Origin of the sequence: Qipengyuania marisflavi (genome assembly GCF_005884405.1) — a bacterium.
GTDB lineage: Bacteria > Pseudomonadota > Alphaproteobacteria > Sphingomonadales > Sphingomonadaceae > Qipengyuania > Qipengyuania marisflavi.
The window spans coordinates 360,463-377,211 of record NZ_VCAO01000003.1 but is presented as its reverse complement, the minus strand read 5'-3'; the positions used below and the strand labels follow the sequence as shown (position 1 = coordinate 377,211).

The following is a 16,749-nucleotide window of genomic DNA, read 5'->3' as shown; positions in this document are numbered from 1 at the left end:
AGGCGCGGTCAAGCAATGCCTCGACATGGCGGCGCGAGCGGTTAAATGCTGCTGCCGATGGCCGACCGGCATCCCTTCGTCCTCCTCGATGATGCCCGCGATAGCGGCGCGGCTGACGCGTTGCTGTTTGAAAACCCGCACGCAGTGTTCGTGGCGCGGCGGCCCGGAGATGTGGCCGAGGTGCTGGCCGCTGCTGATGCGGCGCGGCAGGCGGGCGGTACGCTGGCGGGCTATATCGCTTACGAGGCCGGGCTGGCGTTGGAGGACAGGTTGCAAGGGCTGGCCGATGCGCGCAGCGGCGGCGCGGGGCCGCTGGTATGGCTGGGGCTGTTTGACAATCACGAGCGCATTGCTGCTGCCGAAATGCCCGGATGGCTGGCCGCGCGTGCGACCGGTCCCGGCAGTGTCGGCCCCCTCGAACCGCAAATATCACTGGGCGGCTACGCCGAGGCGTTCGCGCAATTGCAGGAAGCGATCCGTGCGGGCGATATCTATCAGGCCAATCTCACCTTACCGTTGGCCGGCGGCTTCACCGGCGATCCGCTGGGACTTTATGCTGCGCTGCGTCCGGCTGCGCAGGCAGGTTATGGCGGAGTGGTGTTCGATGGTTCGCACTGGCTGCTCAGCCTGTCGCCAGAGCTGTTTGTCTCGCTCAAGGGGCAAGACGCCAAGGCCAAGCCGATGAAGGGCACCCGCCCGCGCGGCAATGATGCGGCGCAGGATCGGGCGCTGGCTGAAGAGCTGGCAAATTCGGCCAAGGACAAGGCCGAGAATCTGATGATCGTCGACCTGATGCGCAACGATCTGGCACGGGTTGCCGAGGCGGGCAGCGTGCGGGTCGATGCGCCTTTCGCGATCGAAAGCTATCCCACCGTGCACCAGATGGTGAGCGAAGTGCGCGCGCGGCTGAAACCGGATGCGGGCGCGATCGACATGGTGCGGGCCCTGTTCCCCTGCGGATCGATCACCGGCGCGCCCAAGATTCGCGCGATGGAGCTGATTGATGCGGTCGAAGCGGCGCCGCGCGGTCCCTATTGCGGTGCCATCGGGCGAATCGATGCGTCGGGCGATGCGGCGTTCAATGTCGCAATCCGCACCCTGCGGCTGACCGAGATCGAGAATGCGCGCGGCAAGGCGGTGCTGGGTGTGGGCGGGGCCATCGTCGCCGATAGCGAGATGCGCACCGAATGGCGCGAAGCCCTGCTGAAAGGCGCGTTCGCCCGCGCCAGTTCGCCCGATCACAAGGCCGCGCAATTCGATCTGATCGAAACCATGCGCTTTATGCCCGATGGCGGGATTCCGCTGCTCGAGGCGCATCTGCTACGGATGAAACAAAGCGCTGCCGAGCTGGGCTTTGCCTTTGACCGGCACGAGGCGCGCAACCAGCTGCACGCGCTGTGCTTTGTGCTGGAACAGCCATCTCGCGTGCGCTTGCTCGCGGCGCGCAGCGGGGCCATCGCGCTAGAAGCCTCGGACATTCCCGCGCCGTGGCCTGAGCCCGCACGCTGCATCGTGCTGCCGCTGCCAGTCGATCCGGGTGACTGGCGGCTGCGCCACAAAACCACCGACCGCGGCTTTTATGACGAGGGCCAGCGCATCGCGCGCGAACATGATGCGCAGGAGGCGCTGTTCGTGTGCGAGGACGGGCTGCTGACCGAGGGCTGCATTTCCTCTATCTTCGTGCGCGGGGAGGACGGTGTGCTGCTGACCCCGCCGCTGTATCTGGGGCTGCTGCCCGGCGTGCTGCGCCAGTCGCTGATCGACACGGATCAGGCGCGCGAGGCCGAATTGACAATCGCCGATCTCGAGGACGGATTTTTCCTCGGCAATGCGCTGCGCCAGCTGGTGCGCGCGGAATTGAAGGGTTCATGAAGAATATTGCTATCGTCTTCGAAGACGCCGAGGCATTGGTGATCGACAAGCCTGCGGGTCTGTCGATTGACCGCCCGCGCAAGGGCGGCCCCGCGCTCGAAGACCATTTCGAACAGCTGCGGTTGGGGTTCCAGCGCGATCCGGTCCCGGTTCACCGGCTGGATACCGATACCAGCGGCTGCCTGCTGCTGGCGCGCAATCCCAAGGCGCTGTCGCGGTTTGGCCGGGCGTTCGAGGAGCGAGTGGTCGAGAAACGCTATCTTGGCGTTTTGGCGGGAGTACCCGACCAGACCGAGGGTACTATCGAACTGGCGCTGTCGAAAATCAGCAGCGCCGAAAAAGGCTGGCGGATGATTGCCGCCAAGAAGGGCAAACCTTCGGTCACGCATTGGCGGATGTTACAGGACGTGGGCGGCCACGCGCTGCTGGAATTCCTCCCCGAGACCGGACGCACACACCAGATTCGCATCCATGCGCTGGCCGGGCTGGGCACAGCGCTGCTGGGCGATCCGGTCTATGGCAATGGCAAGGGTGCGCCGCGCACCATGCTGCATTCCGCAGCGCTCACCGTGCCGCGCGCGGGCAAGCCGCCAGTGGCCGCCACCGCGCCGCTGCCTGCGGATTTTGCCGCGCTCGGCTTTACCGATGGGTAAGATTGTCGACCGCGCGCTGGAGATTGCCGAGGAGAAGTTTATCGCTGCCTCCGGCCCCGGCGGGCAGAACGTCAACAAGGTCGCCACCGCAGTGCAATTGCGCGTCAATGTGTTCAAGATCGGTATTCCGCCCGAAGCGTTCGAGCGGCTCAAAATTATCGCCGGCAGCCGCTTGACCCAAGCCGGGGAAATCGTGCTGACCGCCCGCGAATTTCGCACGCAGGAGCAGAACCGCGAAGCCGCGCGCGAGCGGCTGACGGCGATTCTCGACGATGCGCTCAACCCGCCGCGTGCCCGTAAAAAAAGCCGCGTCAACCGCGTGGGTAAGGTCAAACGGCTCAAGGCCAAGAAGGTGCGCGGCACGGTAAAAGCCAATCGCGGCAAACCCGAACTGTAATCCGCCCTGTCAAACGCCGCCATTCCGCCGATAGGCCGATGCGCACACCAGCTTGACTTTTACCCGTGAATCACCGAAGGGGCGCGCCGGACGGCGGTGCATCGCGCGCCGCCCTTATTTTTTCACTGTAATTTTACCGGGGCCAACCGCCCCTCAGCGATCTTTAGGAACACGCCATGGCGAAGCCCGCAACCGTCAAGATCAAGCTCGTCTCGACTGCCGACACGGGTTTCTACTACGTGACGAAGAAGAATCCCCGGAACACCACCGAGAAGATGACCTTCCGCAAATACGACCCTGTCGTGCGGAAGCATGTCGACTTCAAGGAAGCGAAGATCAAGTAATCCGCGTTCCGCCTGAACACCGGGAACGACCCGGGTTCACGGACGGTTCAATGCTCCGACACTAATTGCAGGAGCATGATCAACTTGTCTTTTTTCTCGCATAATCCGATTCGCACCGCCGTCGCGCTCGCGCTGGCCGCTGCGGCGGTTCCCGTGTCCTTTGCCGCCGCGCCTGCCCCGGCAGCCGCGGCCGCTGGCGATCTGGACAAGGCCGTTGCCGCCTTGCGCGGTATTTCGACCATGAAGGCCGATTTCACGCAGACCGACCGCTCTGGCCAGACCATGGCGGGCGTGATGACGCTGAAACGGCCCGGCAAGATCCGCTTCGAATATGGCAAGGGCGTGCCCATGCTGGTCGTGTCCAACGGCAAGTCGATGTATCTGATCGATTACGAAGTGAAGCAGGTCCAGCGCTGGCCCATCAGCTCCTCGCCGCTGGGCGCGCTGCTTGATCCCAGCCGCGATGTGAAGAAATACGGCAAATTGCTGCCCACCAGTCACCCCGATGTGGTGAGCATCGAAGTGCGCGACACCAAGCATCCCGAATTCGGCGTCATTACGCTCATCTTTGCGCGTGATGCCTCGGCACCGGGCGGCTTGCGGCTGACGCATTGGGTGGCGCTCGATTCGCAGAACCATCGCACCACCGTGCGGCTGGCCAATCACCGTTACGGGGTCAGCGTGGCGGACAGCGCATTTACCTTCAAGGACCCGCGCCGCACGTCCCGTCGCCCGCGCTGAACGGTTGAACCATGAGGTGTTCGCGCCTTCGGTTTATTTGCGCGGCAACGTTCATTGGACAGCAATCCCATTGGGCATAGTTTGTGACTTCGAAGCGGCGCGGAGCGGGTTTCCCCCCTGTTAATCCCTCCGGCTAACGCCGTTTCGTTCCAAGCGTGACGAACGCTAACAAGGAACCCTCGTGCCAATGCCCCCGGCGCGAGGGTTTTTTGTTGCCTGTTACCGGCCTCGCCGCACTGGACCCGTGCGACGGCGCTCTCTATCTCCGCCCGATGGTCTCAGTCGCTTCATGGAATATCAATTCGGTCCGCTTGCGGATGCCGTCGGTCGCCCGCTTTCTGGAGGAACAGGCGCCTGACGTGCTGTGCCTGCAGGAAATCAAATGTCAGGAACACCAGTTCCCCTATGACGCGTTCCGCGCGCTGGGGTATGAGCATTTCGCCGTGCACGGGCAGAAGGGCTATCACGGAGTTGCCACTGTCGCGAAAGTGCCGCTGCGCGAATTTTCTCGGCATGACTGGCAGGCCAATGGCGAGGCGCGGCATGTCGGGGTGGAACTGACCGATCCCGCGCATCAGGGCATGATTATCGAAAACGTCTATGTGCCCGCCGGGGGTGACGAGCCCGACCGCGAAATCAATGCCAAATTCGGGCAAAAGCTGGACTTCCTCGAACGCATGACCCGCTGGGCCGACGCGGTTGACCGGCCGACGCTGATTCTGGGCGATTTCAACATTGCCCCGCTGGAAAGCGATGTGTGGAATCACAAGCAATTGCTCAAGGTGGTTAGCCATACGCCGCTGGAAGTCGAAACACTCAAGCGGTTTATGGATGCGCATGGCTGGACCGATCTGGGCCGCAAGCATATCCCCGATCCCGAACGCTATTTCAGCTGGTGGAGCTATCGTTCCAGGGACTGGCGCGTCAATGATCGCGGGCGGCGGCTGGACCATATGTGGGCCAGCCCCGAACTGGCCGCGAAAAGCATCGCGCATCATGTGCATGAGGATTGTCGCAGCTGGGAAAAGCCCAGCGATCACGTCCCGCTGGTTACCGAGTTCGCGCTCTGAGCGAGCCGCCATCACCCGCCCGCCGCGCGGCGCAGGCGGTGGACGCGCTGCGGCATGGCTGGCCGGTGCAGATAGCCGGTGCGCCGCTGTTGCAACCGGTCGAAACGGGGTTTGGCGAGCTTTCGGGTGAGGCCATGCTGGTGTCGGCCAGCCGCGCCGCCACGCTCAAGCTGGCCAACCAGCGTGACGCCGCCGTGCCGCGTGCGCCGGTCTTGCTGCGCGGGGCGGAGCCTTTCGATCTGGCGGCGGCGCTGGCTGTGGCCGACCCGGCGCTGGACCTTCAGACCCCGCTGAAGGGGCCATTCAAGGCGCTGGCGCTGGACTGGGACGATCAGGCCCGCGGCGCGCTGGAGCTGGCGCGAATCGCCGGGATCCTGCCCGCCTTTCTGGTCGCGCCGGGGGGTGCGGGCGAGCCGGTGCATCTGGAAGCAGGTGACATCGCCGCCTTTGCCGATCCGGCGCAGCTGGTCATTGCCACGCGAGCGAAATTGCCAATTGCCGAGGCCGAGGATGCGCAGATTGTCGCTTTCCGCAGCCCCAACGACACGCGCGAACATGTGGCGCTGGTAATTGGCCGACCCGACCCAGAACGCGCGCCGCTGGTCCGTCTGCATTCCGAATGTTTGACTGGTGATGTGCTGGGCAGCCTGAAATGCGATTGCGGGCCGCAGCTGGATGCCGCGCTGAGCGCCATGGCCGCAGAGGCCGCAACGGGCGGGGCTGGCGTATTGCTGTATATGCGGCAGGAAGGACGCGGGATCGGCCTGATCAACAAGCTGCGCGCATACCGTTTGCAGGATCAGGGCTTTGACACGGTCGATGCCAACACGCGGCTGGGTCTGCCCGACGAGGCGCGCGATTTCGCCACCGCCGCGCGGATGCTCGACCTGCTGGGACTGCGCGCCGTGCGGCTGATGACCAACAATCCGGCCAAGGTCGCGGCGCTGCAGGCAGCAGGCGTAACTGTGAGCGAGCGCGTGCCGCACGCGCTGCCCGATAATCCGCACAACGCCCGCTATCTGGCCACCAAGCGCGACCGCGCCGGGCATTTGCTGCCTTAGCTGGTCGTCAGGCTAAAGCCGCCGTCCGATCGGCTCGCCCATCCGCACAGTGCTTCCCGGTGACAGGCTGGGCAGCCATTCCACCACGCCGGGTTCGAACAACAGCACCACGGTCGATCCGAGCACGAAGCGGCCCATCTCGTCACCCGCTGCCAGCTGCCGTTCGCCGCCTGCAAATTCGGACCGGACCAGTTTGCGGCCATGCGGCTCGGCCGGGCCGGACCACACGGTTTCAATCCCCGCAACGATCATCGCGCCGACCATTACGCTGGCAAACTGGCCGACTTCTCCGGAAAACAGGCACGCCAACCGCTCGTTACGCGCGAACAGGCCGGTGACATTTTCGGCAGTCACCTGATTGACCGAAAACAGATCGCCCGGGACATAGGTGGCCGAGTTCAGCTCACCGGCGGCGGGCATGTGGACGCGGTGATAATCGCGCGGCGACAGATAGATCGTGGCGAATGCGCCGCCTTCGAATTGCGCAGCGGCCTTCGCATCGCCGCCCAGCAACTCCGCAACGGAAAAGTCATGCCCCTTGGCCTGAAACACGCGTCCTGCACTGATCTGCCCGATCTGGCTGATCGCGCCATCGGCGGGGCTGAGGATCTGCGTTGCCGCATCGCCCAGCGCGCGCGCGCCGGGTTTAAGAGCGCGGGTAAAGAAGTCGTTGAAGCTGGCATAGTCCGATACCGGCAGCGCAGCTTCACCCATGTCGACATCATAGGCGGCGATGAAACGGCGAATCAGCGTATCTTTGACCATAGGCACCGTGCTCGAAGCCAATTTGCCCACGCCGCGCGACAAGGCATGATGCGGCAGCGCGTGCTGAAGCCAAATAAAGGGGGAGCTGGCCATCTGTGGCTTTCCGCTAAGAGGAGGGAGACGCCGCCATGTCGCGGACGGGCGGCTGCGTCAACGCAGCTGGCTGTCCTTGCTGCCCCGGCGGTTGATGGCGGCATGGCTGACCGCGCTATCGCGGCCCGACTGGCACGAGACACAGGTGCGCACACCGGGCAAGGCAGCGCGGCGGCGCTCGGGAATAGCCTCGCCGCATTCGTCACAATATTCGGCGCTGGCACCCTTGGGCATCCGCGCACGGGCAATGCTGACCGCGTCGCTTACCGTATCGTCAATCTGATCCTGCACCGCGCCATCACGCGCCCATCCGCCTGCCATGACTATCTCCTTGCCGCATTAACGACCGAGATCGGCGATGCGTTCCGTGGGAAGAAACAGCGCTTACAAGGACTAACGCCGTTCAAATTCCCGGATACCCAGGCCAAGCCGGTTGTCGCGCAGTTCCAGCCGGTCGCCGGTCCAGTCGGCCACGAAGGCGGGCTTGCGCGTCAGGCCGGGGGCCAGCCGCGCGTCATTGCCCGCGATCAGCAACCCATCGGCGCTGTATCCGGCATCCTCTGCCCCCACCGCGATGAAGGTGGACCAGTTTTCCTTGTCCGGTCCCTGTACAAACCAATTGCCGGTAATCGCACCCGTGCCGCCATCGGGCAGGTCGATCATGTAATTGGTGCCCTGGCCTGCCGAATCGTCAAAGCTGCTGTCAGCGATCACCGTGCGTCCGGCGCGCGATTTGACGTAATGGCCGCCGCGTCCCGCTTCGAACCGGCTGCGGGTGATGGTGACGCGGCCATAATCGCCCGCATAGATCGCATGGGCGCAGCCGCCCGATCCTTCGCAGGTGCCCAGACGGGTAAAAGTGGATTTGTCGATCGCCAGATCGCTGTTTCTGCCGTTGACGGTCAGGATGCCTTGCTCACTATCTCGGAACCAGCTTTGCGAGACGGTCAGCGGGCCGTTCTCCAGCCGGATGCCCGCGCCATTGCGATCCTCGACGCGAATATTGGCGAAGACCAGTCCAGTGACCTGTGCGCCCTCACCATCCAGCACCAGTGCGGCCTTGCCCTGACAGGCCTTGCCATCGAATATCGCGGTACCGTTCTGGCGCGCGCGATAAGCGATGGTGCCTGCCTTCTGCACCGCGCATTGGCGATATGTGCCCGGCGCAATCAGGATCGTCCCGCTGCCGCTGCCAATGGCATCGACGGCCTGCTGCAAGCTTTCGTAACTGCGTCCATTACTCTCGACCGTGAAAGGCCGATCTGCCTCCTGCGCCAACAGTGCCGCCGCCGGAATTGCGCCAACCGCCAGCAGCGCGAGCAGCAGCACGGGCCACAGGCTGGGGCGTGTTGCGGGGCGGGATCCGGGCGAAACCATAGGCTTTTCATACGCCCTAATGGTTAATGAGGGAAAAATATTCGTCCTGGTGTGATCCACCAGCTATTGAGAAGGGGGCCGACCGCGGCGCGGGCGCGGCCCGGAATGGACCGGGATCCCGCGCCGCTCCAGAGCCTCGCGCAGCAGCATTTCGATCTGCGCATTGGCGCTGCGCAGCTCGTCGGCGGCCAGATGCTCGACCGCGGCGTGGACCGCCGGGTCGAGCCGGAGCGCAAAGGCCTTTTTCTGGGACAAGCTGGCCAAGGGTCGCGCTTAATAAAGCGAACCGGCGTTGACCACCGGATGCGCCTCGCGCTCGCCGCACAGTACCACCATCAGATTGGACACCATCGCCGCGCGGCGCTCGTCATCCAGTTCAACGATATTGTCCTGGCTCAGCTTGGTCAGCGCGTCTTCGACCATGCCGACCGCGCCGATCACAAGTTTGGAGCGCGCGGCGATCACCGCATCTGCCTGCTGGCGACGCAGCATGGCGCTGGCGATTTCGGGCGCATAGGCCAGATGGGTCAGGCCCGCTTCGTCAACCACAATCCCAGCGACGTGCAGCCGGTCGTTCAGCTCTTCGAGCAATTCCTGCGCGACCACTTCACCGCCGCCGCGCAGCGTGACTGCCTCGCCTTCGAAATCGTCATAGGGATGGCGCGAACCCACGGTGCGCAATCCGGCCTCGATCTGGATATTCACGAACTCTTTGTAGTCGTCGACATCGAAGCTGGCCTGCGCAGTGTCGGCCACGCGCCAGACCACATTGCACGCAATTTCAATGGGGTTACCGCGAAAATCGTTGATTTTCACCCGCTCGGAATGAATGTTATGAGCCCGCGCACTGAGCTTGGTGCGCATCATCCATGGCCATACCCAGCGTAGCCCCTCAGTCCGCTCGGTCCCGCGATAAGCGCCGAACATTGTAATTACGGCTGCCATATTGGGCTGGATCATAAAGAAGCCGGAAGCGACCACCCCCAGCGCCAGTATTGTGCCAATAATCGTCCCGATGAAGGTCAGCTTGGCGGCTTTGCTCGAGCCGCTGACTGGAACGAATTGCGGAATCACAAACGCTGCGACAACCACAATTGCCAGCAGCACGAGCAGCATGATATAGCCATTCGTGCTGGTCGCCGGACGCTCCCGGCTGATGTTCATTCCTTTAAGTTCCACCGTCATTGCGAATCAACTATGATATAAATCTGATATCATGTTTATATCAAATGAGGGTTGTGTCAATTCTGTTCGATGGTCCTCAGGAACCGCTCGCCATAAGCTTCGAGCTTTTTTGCGCCGACGCCCGCTATCTCGCCCATTGCGGCAAGGTCGGACGGACGGTGCGTCGCCATCTCGCGCAGGGTCGAATCGTGAAACACCACATAGGGCGGCACGCCCGCTTCGGTGGCCAGTTCGCGCCGGGTTTCGCGCAATGCCTCAAACAGCGGATCACCCACCGGATTGGGTGCAGCGTCACGGCCCCGGCGGCTGCGCGTGGCGCGCGGGGGGATGACGATCTCGACCACGCTCTCGCCCGTCAGGATCGCGCGGGCCGATCCGCCCAGCGCCAGCCCGCCATGCTCGGTCGCCACCAGATCACCGCGCGCCTGCAAAGCGCGCGACAGCGGCTGGAGCATCCGCGCCTCCTCGCTGCCGACGATCCCGAATACCGACAATTGGTCATGCCCGCGCTGGCGCACGCGCTCATCCTCCGCGCCGGTCAGCACCTTTTGCAAATGGCCAAGGCCAAAGCTCTGGCCTGTGCGATAGGCGGCGGAGAGCAGCTTGCGCGCCAGCTCTGTCACATCGGTGACGCCGGGCGGGAACAGGCAATTGTCGCAATTGCCGCAGGTGGCAGGCGGGTCTTCACCAAAATGGCGCAGCAGCACGGCGCGGCGGCACCCGGCGGTTTCGACCAGCCCGGCCAGCGCATCCAGCCGCGCCCGTTCCGCCCCGCGGCGCGCCTCGTCCACTTCGGACAGGCGTTGCCGCGCGGTGGCGAAATCGCCCGCGCCCCACAGCATCACTGCGTGCGCAGGATCGCCGTCGCGGCCCGCGCGGCCGGTTTCCTGATAATACCCCTCGACAGATTTCGGCACGCCGACATGCGCGACAAAGCGGACATCCGGCTTATCGATCCCCATGCCAAACGCCACCGTGGCCACGATCACGCGGTCCTCACTCGCCACGAAGGCCGCCTGATTGGCAGCGCGCGTCGCGGGGTCCAGCCCGGCGTGATAGGGCGCGACCTGCCGCCCCGTGGCCGCCGCCAGCTTCTCCGCCAGATCTTCCACCTTGCGCCGTGTGGGAGCATAGACAATCCCCGGCCCCGGCTGTTCTTTCATCAGCGCGGTCAGCTGGCGCACCGCATTGTCGCGCGGGCGCACGGCATAGCGGATATTAGGCCGGTCAAAACCCGCCAGCACCAACCCGTCATCGGGAATGCCCAGCTGCGACATCACATCGGCGCGGGTCTGGCGGTCGGCAGTGGCGGTCAGCGCCAGCCGGGGGACATGGCCAAAAGCATCCATCAGTGGGCGCAGCTGGCGGTAATCGGGGCGGAAATCATGGCCCCATTCGCTGACGCAATGCGCCTCGTCCACGGCGAACAGGCTGAGCGGTGAGGAAGCCAGGAATTCGCGAAACGCTGGCTGGCTGGCGCGTTCGGGCGCGACATAGAGCAGGTCCAGCTCGCCGCTGCGAAACGCATCCTGCGTCTCGCGCCAGTCCGCATCGGCGCTGGTCAGCGTGGCCGCGCGGATGCCATTGGCGCGCGCGGCGCGCAGCTGGTCATGCATCAGCGCGATCAGCGGGCTGACCACCAGACACGTGCCCGGTAGCATGGTGGCGGGCAGTTGGTACGTCAGCGACTTGCCCGCGCCGGTGGGCATCACTGCCAGCGTCGATTGCCCGGCCAGCACCCGCGTGACCACTTGGGCCTGCCGCCCGCGAAAATCGTCAAAACCGAACACCCGGCGCAATTCCTCGCGCGCAGGCGCCAGAGCGGGATCGGAATCGGCAATTTCAGGGGGTGCAAGCTCGGGCATCGCCCGACCTGTCGCGGTATCGCGGGGCGGGCGCAACCGCGCAGCACGCATTTTCCCCTTGGCCGCGCGCCCATTGCCATATTAACACGGTATCCGACCCTCCGGCATTCCGCCGGATCGCAGGAGAATTGCAGATGAAGTTCCGTTTTGCCGCGCTCACCGCCGCCACGCTGGCGCTCGCCGCTTGCGGCAGCACCGATGACGCCTCGACCGAAGCTGAGGCCGATACCGTTGAAATTACTGCTGACGAAGCGCTGGCCGATGTGACCGAAACGCCGGTCGCCGATGCTGACGCCACAGCCGCTGCCGCAACCGCTGGTGAAGGCGACACCGCGCCCGCTGCGCCGTCCGTCTCCGAGCAGCAGAGAATCGAATCGGCTGGCGACAATGCCGCCGCCACTGCCGAAGCGGCAATGGAAGCGCTGGCTGAAGACGAAACCAACTGACAATAGTGACTGACATTGCCGGGTGAGCGTGCGACCATCGCCGCTCACCCGCATTTGTGCAGTCTATAGCCCCGCACCCCGGGCGAGAGGCCAGACGCCATGACTTTCCGCGCAGCAATCGCACTCGCCGGCCTGATCGCCCTGGCCGCTTGTAGCGGTTCCGACGAACCCGCCGACCCCACCGCCATTACCGCCAATGAAGCGCAGGCACTGGACGAGGCTGCTGAAATGATCGAGCAGCGCCGCCTGCCCGAGGGCACCGTTCCTGCCGAAGCAGGCGCGCAGGACGCCGCAGCGGCAGCCGAACCTGCCGAGTGACACAGGCGGGCGGACCTGCCGGTATGGACCAGACGGTCTTCGCCCAGTTTATCGAACAATTGCACCGCTATGTCCGCGACCGGCTAATCCCTGCCGAACCGCAGGTGATCGCGGACGATGCCGTCCCGCCCGAAATCGTCGACGAGATGCGCGAGATGGGGCTGTTCGGCCTCACCACGCCCGAGGAATTTGGCGGCGCGGGGATGAATATCCCGCAATATGTCGAGACCATCCGTGTGCTTTCACACGCCATGCCTGCCTATCGCTCCACCGCTTCGATCAATCTGGGTATGGTGTGTTCGGCGCTGAAAAACGGCGGCACCAACGCGCAGAAAGCCGAATGGCTGCCGCGTATTGCAACAGGTGAGATCGCGTGTTTCGGCCTGACCGAGCCGGGATCGGGCAGCGACAGCGCAGCCATGGCGACCACTGCCAAGGCGGATGGCGATGGCTACATCCTGACCGGATCGAAACGCTATATCACCAACGCCCCGCAAGCGAAGCTGGGCCTGATCATGGCGCGCACCCATGCCGAAACGCTGCCCGGCAATGGCCATGTCAGCGCCTTTCTGGTGCCAATGGACAGCCCCGGCGTCAGCGTCAGCAAGCCCGACCGCAAGATGGGTCAGGCGGGCAGCCATATTGCCGACATCTATCTGGATGAAGTCAAACTGCCCGGCGCTGCATTGCTGGGCGGCGTGGAGGGCCGGGGGTTCGCCACGGCCATGCAAAGCCTCGACAACGGGCGGCTGTCGGTGGCAGCGGCCAGCTGCGGCTATGCGCGGCGGATGCTCGACACAGCCTTACGCTACGCGACCGAGCGCAAGGCTTTTGGCGAGCCAATTGCCGGGTTCCAGCTGATCCAGGCGATGCTGGCCGATAGCGAGGCGGAGCTGTACGCCGCCGAATGTATGCTGAAAGACGCGGCAGAGCGCGCCAATCAGGGCAAGGCCATCCTCGCCTGCGCCAGCGCCAAGCTGTTCGCCTCCGAAATGTGCGGCCGGGTGGCAGATCGCTGTGTGCAGATCCACGGCGGTGCGGGCTATCTGGCGGAATATGAGGCCGAACGGTTTTACCGCGATGCCCGCGTGTACCGGATTTACGAAGGCACCTCGCAGATCATGCAGCTGGTGATCGCCAAGCAGATGCTGCGCGATTTCGCCGCCGGTGCACAGGGCTGAGCGCGGATGTACGATCTGCTCACCGGCCTCAGCGTGCTCGAAGTCTCCAGCTTCGTCGCCTCGCCCACTGCCGGGCTGTATTGCGCGCAGATGGGGGCCGAGGTGATCCGCGTCGATCACAAGGTGGGCGGGCTGGATTACGACCGCTATATGCTGACCCGCGAAGGGCGCTCGCTCAGTTGGGAAAACCTCAATCGCGCGAAAAAATCGGTGGCGCTGGATTTGCGCAGTGACGAGGGGCGCGAGCTGCTGCTGGAACTGGCGCGCGCCACCGGGCAGGTGATCACCAATCTGCCCGAGCAAAGCTTCCTCAGCCATGCCGCGATGAGCGCCGGGCGGCCCGATCAGGTGCCCGAACTGGTGTCAGTGCGGATCATGGGCTGGCACGACGGCAGGCAGGCGATGGATTTCACCGTCAATGCGGCCAGCGGCTACCCATTGATGTGCGGACCTGAGGACTGGCCCGGTGACGCCAATGCCGCCACTCCGCCGCCGGTCAACCAGGTGCTGCCCGCATGGGATTTCATCACCGGGGCCTATAGCGCCTTTGCGCTGCTGGCGGCGCTGCGCCACCGTGACGCCACCGGACAGGGCAGCGAGCTGCGCGTGCCGCTGGGCGATGTGGCCATCGGCACCGTCGCCAATTCGGGCGCGATGGCCGAAATGCTCTATCGCGGCGACGATCGCGAACGGTTGGGCAACGCCATCTGGGGGGCGTTTGGGCGTGACTTCACCAGCCGTGACGGCACGCGCTTCATGGTCGCCGCATTGACGGCAAAGCAATGGGCGGGACTGGTCCGCGCCTTTGCGGTTCAGGAAACGATCGCGGTGCTTGAAGGCGAGCTGGATGTGCGCTTTGCCGATGGCGATGATCCGCGTTTCCAGCACCGCCGCCGCCTGTTCGTGCTGTTTCAGGATGTCGCGGGCGCGCTCGACTGGGCGGAACTGGAACGCCGGATGACCGCCGAAAGCTGCACCTTCGAACGCTATCGCACCATGCATCAGGCGGCACAGGACCCGGTATTGGTGGCGGACAATCCGCTGTTCGGCCCCTCGCCAGCAAACCCCAGCGGCTTTGCCTATCCCGCCCCGCGCAGCTTCGCCAATATCCCCGGCCAGACCCCCGCCGACCCCGCGCCGGCACCCTATCTGGGCGAACACACCGAGCAGGTTCTGGCCGAGCGGCTGGGGCTGTCCTCCGGCACCATCGGCGATCTGGTCGACCGCGGTATCGCGCGGCTTTCTGACAAGGAATAAACCCATGACGTCACTCCGCCCCGCCCTACGCCGTGTTGCCATCTGTTCGCCGCTGCGCACCCCGGTGGGCAAGTTTCTGGGCACGCTGGCCCCGCTGGAAGCAGGGCAGCTGGGCGCGATCATCATCAAGGCGCTGGTGGAGCGCAGCGGCGTCGATCCGGCGCGGGTCGAGGACGTCATTTTCAGCCAGGGTTATGGCAGCGGTGAGGCCCCCGCGATTGGACGCTGGAGCTGGCTGGCGGCAGGGCTGCCCATCGAAGTACCCGGCTATCAGCTTGACCGCCGCTGCGGGTCCGGCCTGCAAGCGGTCGTCAATGCGGCGATGATGGTCCAGACCGGCGCCGCCGATTGCGTGCTGGCGGGCGGCGTGGAAAGCATGTCCAATGTGGAACATTACACCACCACGGCCCGGCACGGCGCGCGGATGGGCGATCTGGCGCTGTGGGACCGGCTAACCCGTGGCCGACTGATGAGCCAGCCTGTCGAGCGCTTTGGGGTAATCAGCAGCATGATCGAAACTGCCGAGAATCTTGCCAAGGATTACGGCATCACCCGCGAAGCCGCCGATGCCTTTGCGGTGCGCAGCCACCAACGCGCGGAGGCGGCATGGGATGCGGGCAAGTTCGACGCGCAATTGGTGCCGGTCGAAATCCCGCAGCGGCGCGGCGATCCGGTGGTGTTCGCGCGTGACGAAGGCTTCCGCACTGACGCCACGGCGGACAGCATGGCCGCACTGCGCGCCATCGAGGGGCGAACCAATCCTGACGCCATTGTCACGGCGGGCAATGCCAGCCAGCAGAATGACGCCGCGGCGGCCTGTCTGGTGGTGGCCGAGGACCGGCTGGACGAACTGGGGCTGGAGCCCATCGCCTGGTTCCATTCCTGGGCTGCAGCGGGCTGCGATCCGGCGCGCATGGGGATCGGCCCGGTGCCTGCGGTGGAGCGGCTGTTCGCGCGCAATGGGCTGGGCTGGGACGATATCGGTCTGGTCGAATTGAACGAAGCCTTTGCGCCGCAAGTGCTGGCGGTGCTGAAAGGCTGGGGCTGGAGCGAGAATGACAGCCGGATGGAGCAGCTCAACGTCAATGGCTCGGGCATTTCGCTGGGCCATCCGATTGGCGCGACGGGCCTGCGCATCCTTGCCGATATGACGCATGAAATGCAGCGGCGCGAAGTGCGCTATGCGCTGGAGACGATGTGCATTGGCGGCGGTCAGGGGATGGCCGCCGTGTTCGAACGGGCCGCCTGATGGCAGGGAAATGGGATGACTGGATCGGGCGTGAGACACGCAGCACTGACCTGCTGAGCGCGGAACTGGCGGCGCGCTGGTGCGCGACTTTCGACCGCACTGTTCCCGAAGCAGAGGAAATGCCGCAAGGCGTGCATTTCTGTCTCTGCACCCCCGACGCAGCTACGTTAGAGCTGGGCGAAGACGGCCATCCGGCGCGCGATGATGGCCCCGGCAGCTTCCTGCCCCCAATCCCGCTGCCGCGCCGGATGTGGGCCGCCAGCACCATAAATTTCCACACCCCGCTGCGCATCGGCGCGCAGGTTGAACGCGTCTCTCGGGTGGCTGCGATTACCGAGAAATCGGGCGGCAGTGGACCTCTGGTTTTCGTCGAAGTGGCGAATGAGATGCGGGCCAATGGCACGCGCGTGGTCAGAGAGCAGCAGACGCTGGTCTATCGCGAGGCCGCCGCTGCCAATGCGGCATTGGTTCCGCCTGCCCCGGGTAATGCCATTTTCGACCCCGCCGAATGGGACGCGCACCGGGTTTTAACGCCCGATCCGCGATTGCTGTTTCGCTATTCCGCGCTCACCTTCAACACGCACCGCATCCATTATGACGCACCCTATGCCGCGCAAACCGAACGCTATCGCGGGCTGGTGGTCCATGGCCCGCTGACCGCCAGTGTGCTGTTGCAACTGGCGGCGCAGCAAGTGGGTGAGAACCGGCTGACCAGTTTCACCTTTCGCGGGGTCAGCCCCGCCATCGCGGGCGAGCCACTGCATTTGGTGCTGCGCGAAAATCAGGGCGCTCTCGACCTCGCGGCCTTTGCTGCGGACGGGCGGCAAGTGACCAAGGCACAGGCCGCACTCGGCTGACAGCCTGTGCCCGCTGCA

General features: G+C 64.7%; 19 protein-coding genes. 13 read left to right on the top strand and 6 right to left on the bottom strand.

The features are described from left to right. The first annotated feature begins 57 nt into the window (after positions 1–57). The 7 genes from pabB to ribA all read left to right on the top strand — a co-directional run bounded on the left by pabB (position 58) and on the right by ribA (position 6,138). Entirely contained in the window at positions 58–1,872 is a 1,815-nt protein-coding gene (gene pabB, locus FEV51_RS08875; protein ID WP_138618237.1) for an aminodeoxychorismate synthase component I, read from the top strand. Further along, on the top strand, positions 1,869–2,525 hold the full coding sequence (locus FEV51_RS08870) for an RluA family pseudouridine synthase (RefSeq protein WP_138617993.1): 657 nt from the start codon (positions 1,869–1,871) through the stop codon (positions 2,523–2,525). The genes pabB and FEV51_RS08870 overlap by 4 nt, the downstream gene beginning before the upstream one ends. Beyond that, positions 2,518–2,922, top strand: coding sequence for an alternative ribosome rescue aminoacyl-tRNA hydrolase ArfB (arfB, locus tag FEV51_RS08865; RefSeq protein ID WP_138617991.1), 405 nt, complete (start codon positions 2,518–2,520; stop codon positions 2,920–2,922). Before FEV51_RS08870 ends, arfB begins: the two co-directional genes overlap by 8 nt. Before the next feature lie 176 nt (positions 2,923–3,098). Continuing rightward, entirely contained in the window at positions 3,099–3,266 is a 168-nt protein-coding gene (gene rpmG, locus FEV51_RS08860) for a 50S ribosomal protein L33 (protein ID WP_138617989.1), read from the top strand. Between the two features lie 75 nt (positions 3,267–3,341). Then, positions 3,342–4,007 (top strand): LolA family protein, encoded by a 666-nt coding sequence (locus tag FEV51_RS08855; RefSeq protein ID WP_138617987.1) that lies wholly within the window; start codon positions 3,342–3,344, stop codon positions 4,005–4,007. 272 nt (positions 4,008–4,279) lie between these two features. Beyond that, positions 4,280–5,077, top strand: a complete 798-nt coding sequence (xth, locus tag FEV51_RS08850) for an exodeoxyribonuclease III (RefSeq protein ID WP_138618233.1) — start codon at positions 4,280–4,282, stop codon at positions 5,075–5,077. Positions 5,078–5,115: 38 nt separating this feature from the next. Next, a complete protein-coding gene (gene ribA / locus FEV51_RS08845) occupies positions 5,116–6,138 on the top strand; it encodes a GTP cyclohydrolase II (RefSeq protein WP_246034501.1) in 1,023 nt (340 codons plus the stop codon). Between the two features lie 12 nt (positions 6,139–6,150). Here the strand turns inward: ribA and asd are convergent, their stop codons facing one another. From asd to recQ, 6 genes are all read right to left on the bottom strand, one after another. Next, positions 6,151–6,996 (bottom strand): archaetidylserine decarboxylase, encoded by an 846-nt coding sequence (gene asd / locus FEV51_RS08840; RefSeq protein WP_138617985.1) that lies wholly within the window; start codon positions 6,994–6,996, stop codon positions 6,151–6,153. 57 nt (positions 6,997–7,053) lie between these two features. Beyond that, entirely contained in the window at positions 7,054–7,317 is a 264-nt protein-coding gene (locus FEV51_RS08835; protein ID WP_138617983.1) for a DksA/TraR family C4-type zinc finger protein, read from the bottom strand. 72 nt (positions 7,318–7,389) lie between these two features. Beyond that, on the bottom strand, positions 7,390–8,373 hold the full coding sequence (locus FEV51_RS08830; RefSeq protein WP_138617982.1) for a right-handed parallel beta-helix repeat-containing protein: 984 nt from the start codon (positions 8,371–8,373) through the stop codon (positions 7,390–7,392). 63 nt (positions 8,374–8,436) lie between these two features. Beyond that, the gene (locus FEV51_RS08825; protein WP_138618231.1) at positions 8,437–8,628 is read right to left on the bottom strand and encodes a type II toxin-antitoxin system antitoxin; all 192 of its coding nucleotides are present in this window, start codon (positions 8,626–8,628) and stop codon (positions 8,437–8,439) included. 18 nt (positions 8,629–8,646) lie between these two features. Next, positions 8,647–9,537, bottom strand: coding sequence for an SPFH domain-containing protein (locus tag FEV51_RS08820; RefSeq protein ID WP_138617980.1), 891 nt, complete (start codon positions 9,535–9,537; stop codon positions 8,647–8,649). A 77-nt stretch (positions 9,538–9,614) separates the two neighbouring features. Beyond that, positions 9,615–11,423: a DNA helicase RecQ gene (gene recQ, locus FEV51_RS08815; protein WP_138617978.1), complete on the bottom strand. Its 1,809-nt coding sequence runs from the start codon at positions 11,421–11,423 to the stop codon at positions 9,615–9,617. Positions 11,424–11,557: 134 nt separating this feature from the next. Between recQ and FEV51_RS08810 the strand changes: the two genes are divergently transcribed. The 6 genes from FEV51_RS08810 (at position 11,558) to FEV51_RS08785 (ending at position 16,731) form a co-directional block, all read left to right on the top strand. After that, entirely contained in the window at positions 11,558–11,869 is a 312-nt protein-coding gene (locus FEV51_RS08810; RefSeq protein WP_138617976.1) for a hypothetical protein, read from the top strand. A gap of 99 nt (positions 11,870–11,968) precedes the next feature. Beyond that, positions 11,969–12,187: a hypothetical protein gene (locus tag FEV51_RS08805; protein ID WP_138617974.1), complete on the top strand. Its 219-nt coding sequence runs from the start codon at positions 11,969–11,971 to the stop codon at positions 12,185–12,187. 23 nt (positions 12,188–12,210) lie between these two features. Then, positions 12,211–13,368, top strand: coding sequence for an acyl-CoA dehydrogenase family protein (locus FEV51_RS08800; RefSeq protein ID WP_138618229.1), 1,158 nt, complete (start codon positions 12,211–12,213; stop codon positions 13,366–13,368). Positions 13,369–13,374: 6 nt separating this feature from the next. Then, positions 13,375–14,625, top strand: coding sequence for a CoA transferase (locus FEV51_RS08795; protein WP_138617972.1), 1,251 nt, complete (start codon positions 13,375–13,377; stop codon positions 14,623–14,625). 4 nt (positions 14,626–14,629) lie between these two features. Beyond that, positions 14,630–15,874 (top strand): acetyl-CoA C-acetyltransferase, encoded by a 1,245-nt coding sequence (locus FEV51_RS08790; protein WP_138617970.1) that lies wholly within the window; start codon positions 14,630–14,632, stop codon positions 15,872–15,874. Next, on the top strand, positions 15,874–16,731 hold the full coding sequence (locus FEV51_RS08785) for an HTD2 family dehydratase (protein WP_138617968.1): 858 nt from the start codon (positions 15,874–15,876) through the stop codon (positions 16,729–16,731). The genes FEV51_RS08790 and FEV51_RS08785 overlap by 1 nt, the downstream gene beginning before the upstream one ends. The last annotated feature ends 18 nt before the right edge of the window (positions 16,732–16,749 follow it).

What these genes read in the sequence shown, in the direction of transcription:
- pabB (WP_138618237.1), top strand. Translation starts at nt 58, where the DNA reads ATGGCCGACCGGCATCCCTTCGTCCTCCTCGATGATGCCCGCGATAGC.
- FEV51_RS08870 (WP_138617993.1), top strand. Translation starts at nt 1,869, where the DNA reads ATGAAGAATATTGCTATCGTCTTCGAAGACGCCGAGGCATTGGTGATC.
- arfB (WP_138617991.1), top strand. Translation starts at nt 2,518, where the DNA reads ATGGGTAAGATTGTCGACCGCGCGCTGGAGATTGCCGAGGAGAAGTTT.
- rpmG (WP_138617989.1), top strand. Translation starts at nt 3,099, where the DNA reads ATGGCGAAGCCCGCAACCGTCAAGATCAAGCTCGTCTCGACTGCCGAC.
- FEV51_RS08855 (WP_138617987.1), top strand. Translation starts at nt 3,342, where the DNA reads ATGATCAACTTGTCTTTTTTCTCGCATAATCCGATTCGCACCGCCGTC.
- xth (WP_138618233.1), top strand. Translation starts at nt 4,280, where the DNA reads ATGGTCTCAGTCGCTTCATGGAATATCAATTCGGTCCGCTTGCGGATG.
- asd (WP_138617985.1), bottom strand. Translation starts at nt 6,996, where the DNA reads ATGGCCAGCTCCCCCTTTATTTGGCTTCAGCACGCGCTGCCGCATCAT.
- FEV51_RS08835 (WP_138617983.1), bottom strand. Translation starts at nt 7,317, where the DNA reads ATGGCAGGCGGATGGGCGCGTGATGGCGCGGTGCAGGATCAGATTGAC.
- FEV51_RS08830 (WP_138617982.1), bottom strand. Translation starts at nt 8,373, where the DNA reads ATGGTTTCGCCCGGATCCCGCCCCGCAACACGCCCCAGCCTGTGGCCC.
- FEV51_RS08820 (WP_138617980.1), bottom strand. Translation starts at nt 9,537, where the DNA reads ATGAACATCAGCCGGGAGCGTCCGGCGACCAGCACGAATGGCTATATC.
- recQ (WP_138617978.1), bottom strand. Translation starts at nt 11,423, where the DNA reads ATGCCCGAGCTTGCACCCCCTGAAATTGCCGATTCCGATCCCGCTCTG.
- FEV51_RS08810 (WP_138617976.1), top strand. Translation starts at nt 11,558, where the DNA reads ATGAAGTTCCGTTTTGCCGCGCTCACCGCCGCCACGCTGGCGCTCGCC.
- FEV51_RS08805 (WP_138617974.1), top strand. Translation starts at nt 11,969, where the DNA reads ATGACTTTCCGCGCAGCAATCGCACTCGCCGGCCTGATCGCCCTGGCC.
- FEV51_RS08800 (WP_138618229.1), top strand. Translation starts at nt 12,211, where the DNA reads ATGGACCAGACGGTCTTCGCCCAGTTTATCGAACAATTGCACCGCTAT.
- FEV51_RS08795 (WP_138617972.1), top strand. Translation starts at nt 13,375, where the DNA reads ATGTACGATCTGCTCACCGGCCTCAGCGTGCTCGAAGTCTCCAGCTTC.
- FEV51_RS08790 (WP_138617970.1), top strand. Translation starts at nt 14,630, where the DNA reads ATGACGTCACTCCGCCCCGCCCTACGCCGTGTTGCCATCTGTTCGCCG.
- FEV51_RS08785 (WP_138617968.1), top strand. Translation starts at nt 15,874, where the DNA reads ATGGCAGGGAAATGGGATGACTGGATCGGGCGTGAGACACGCAGCACT.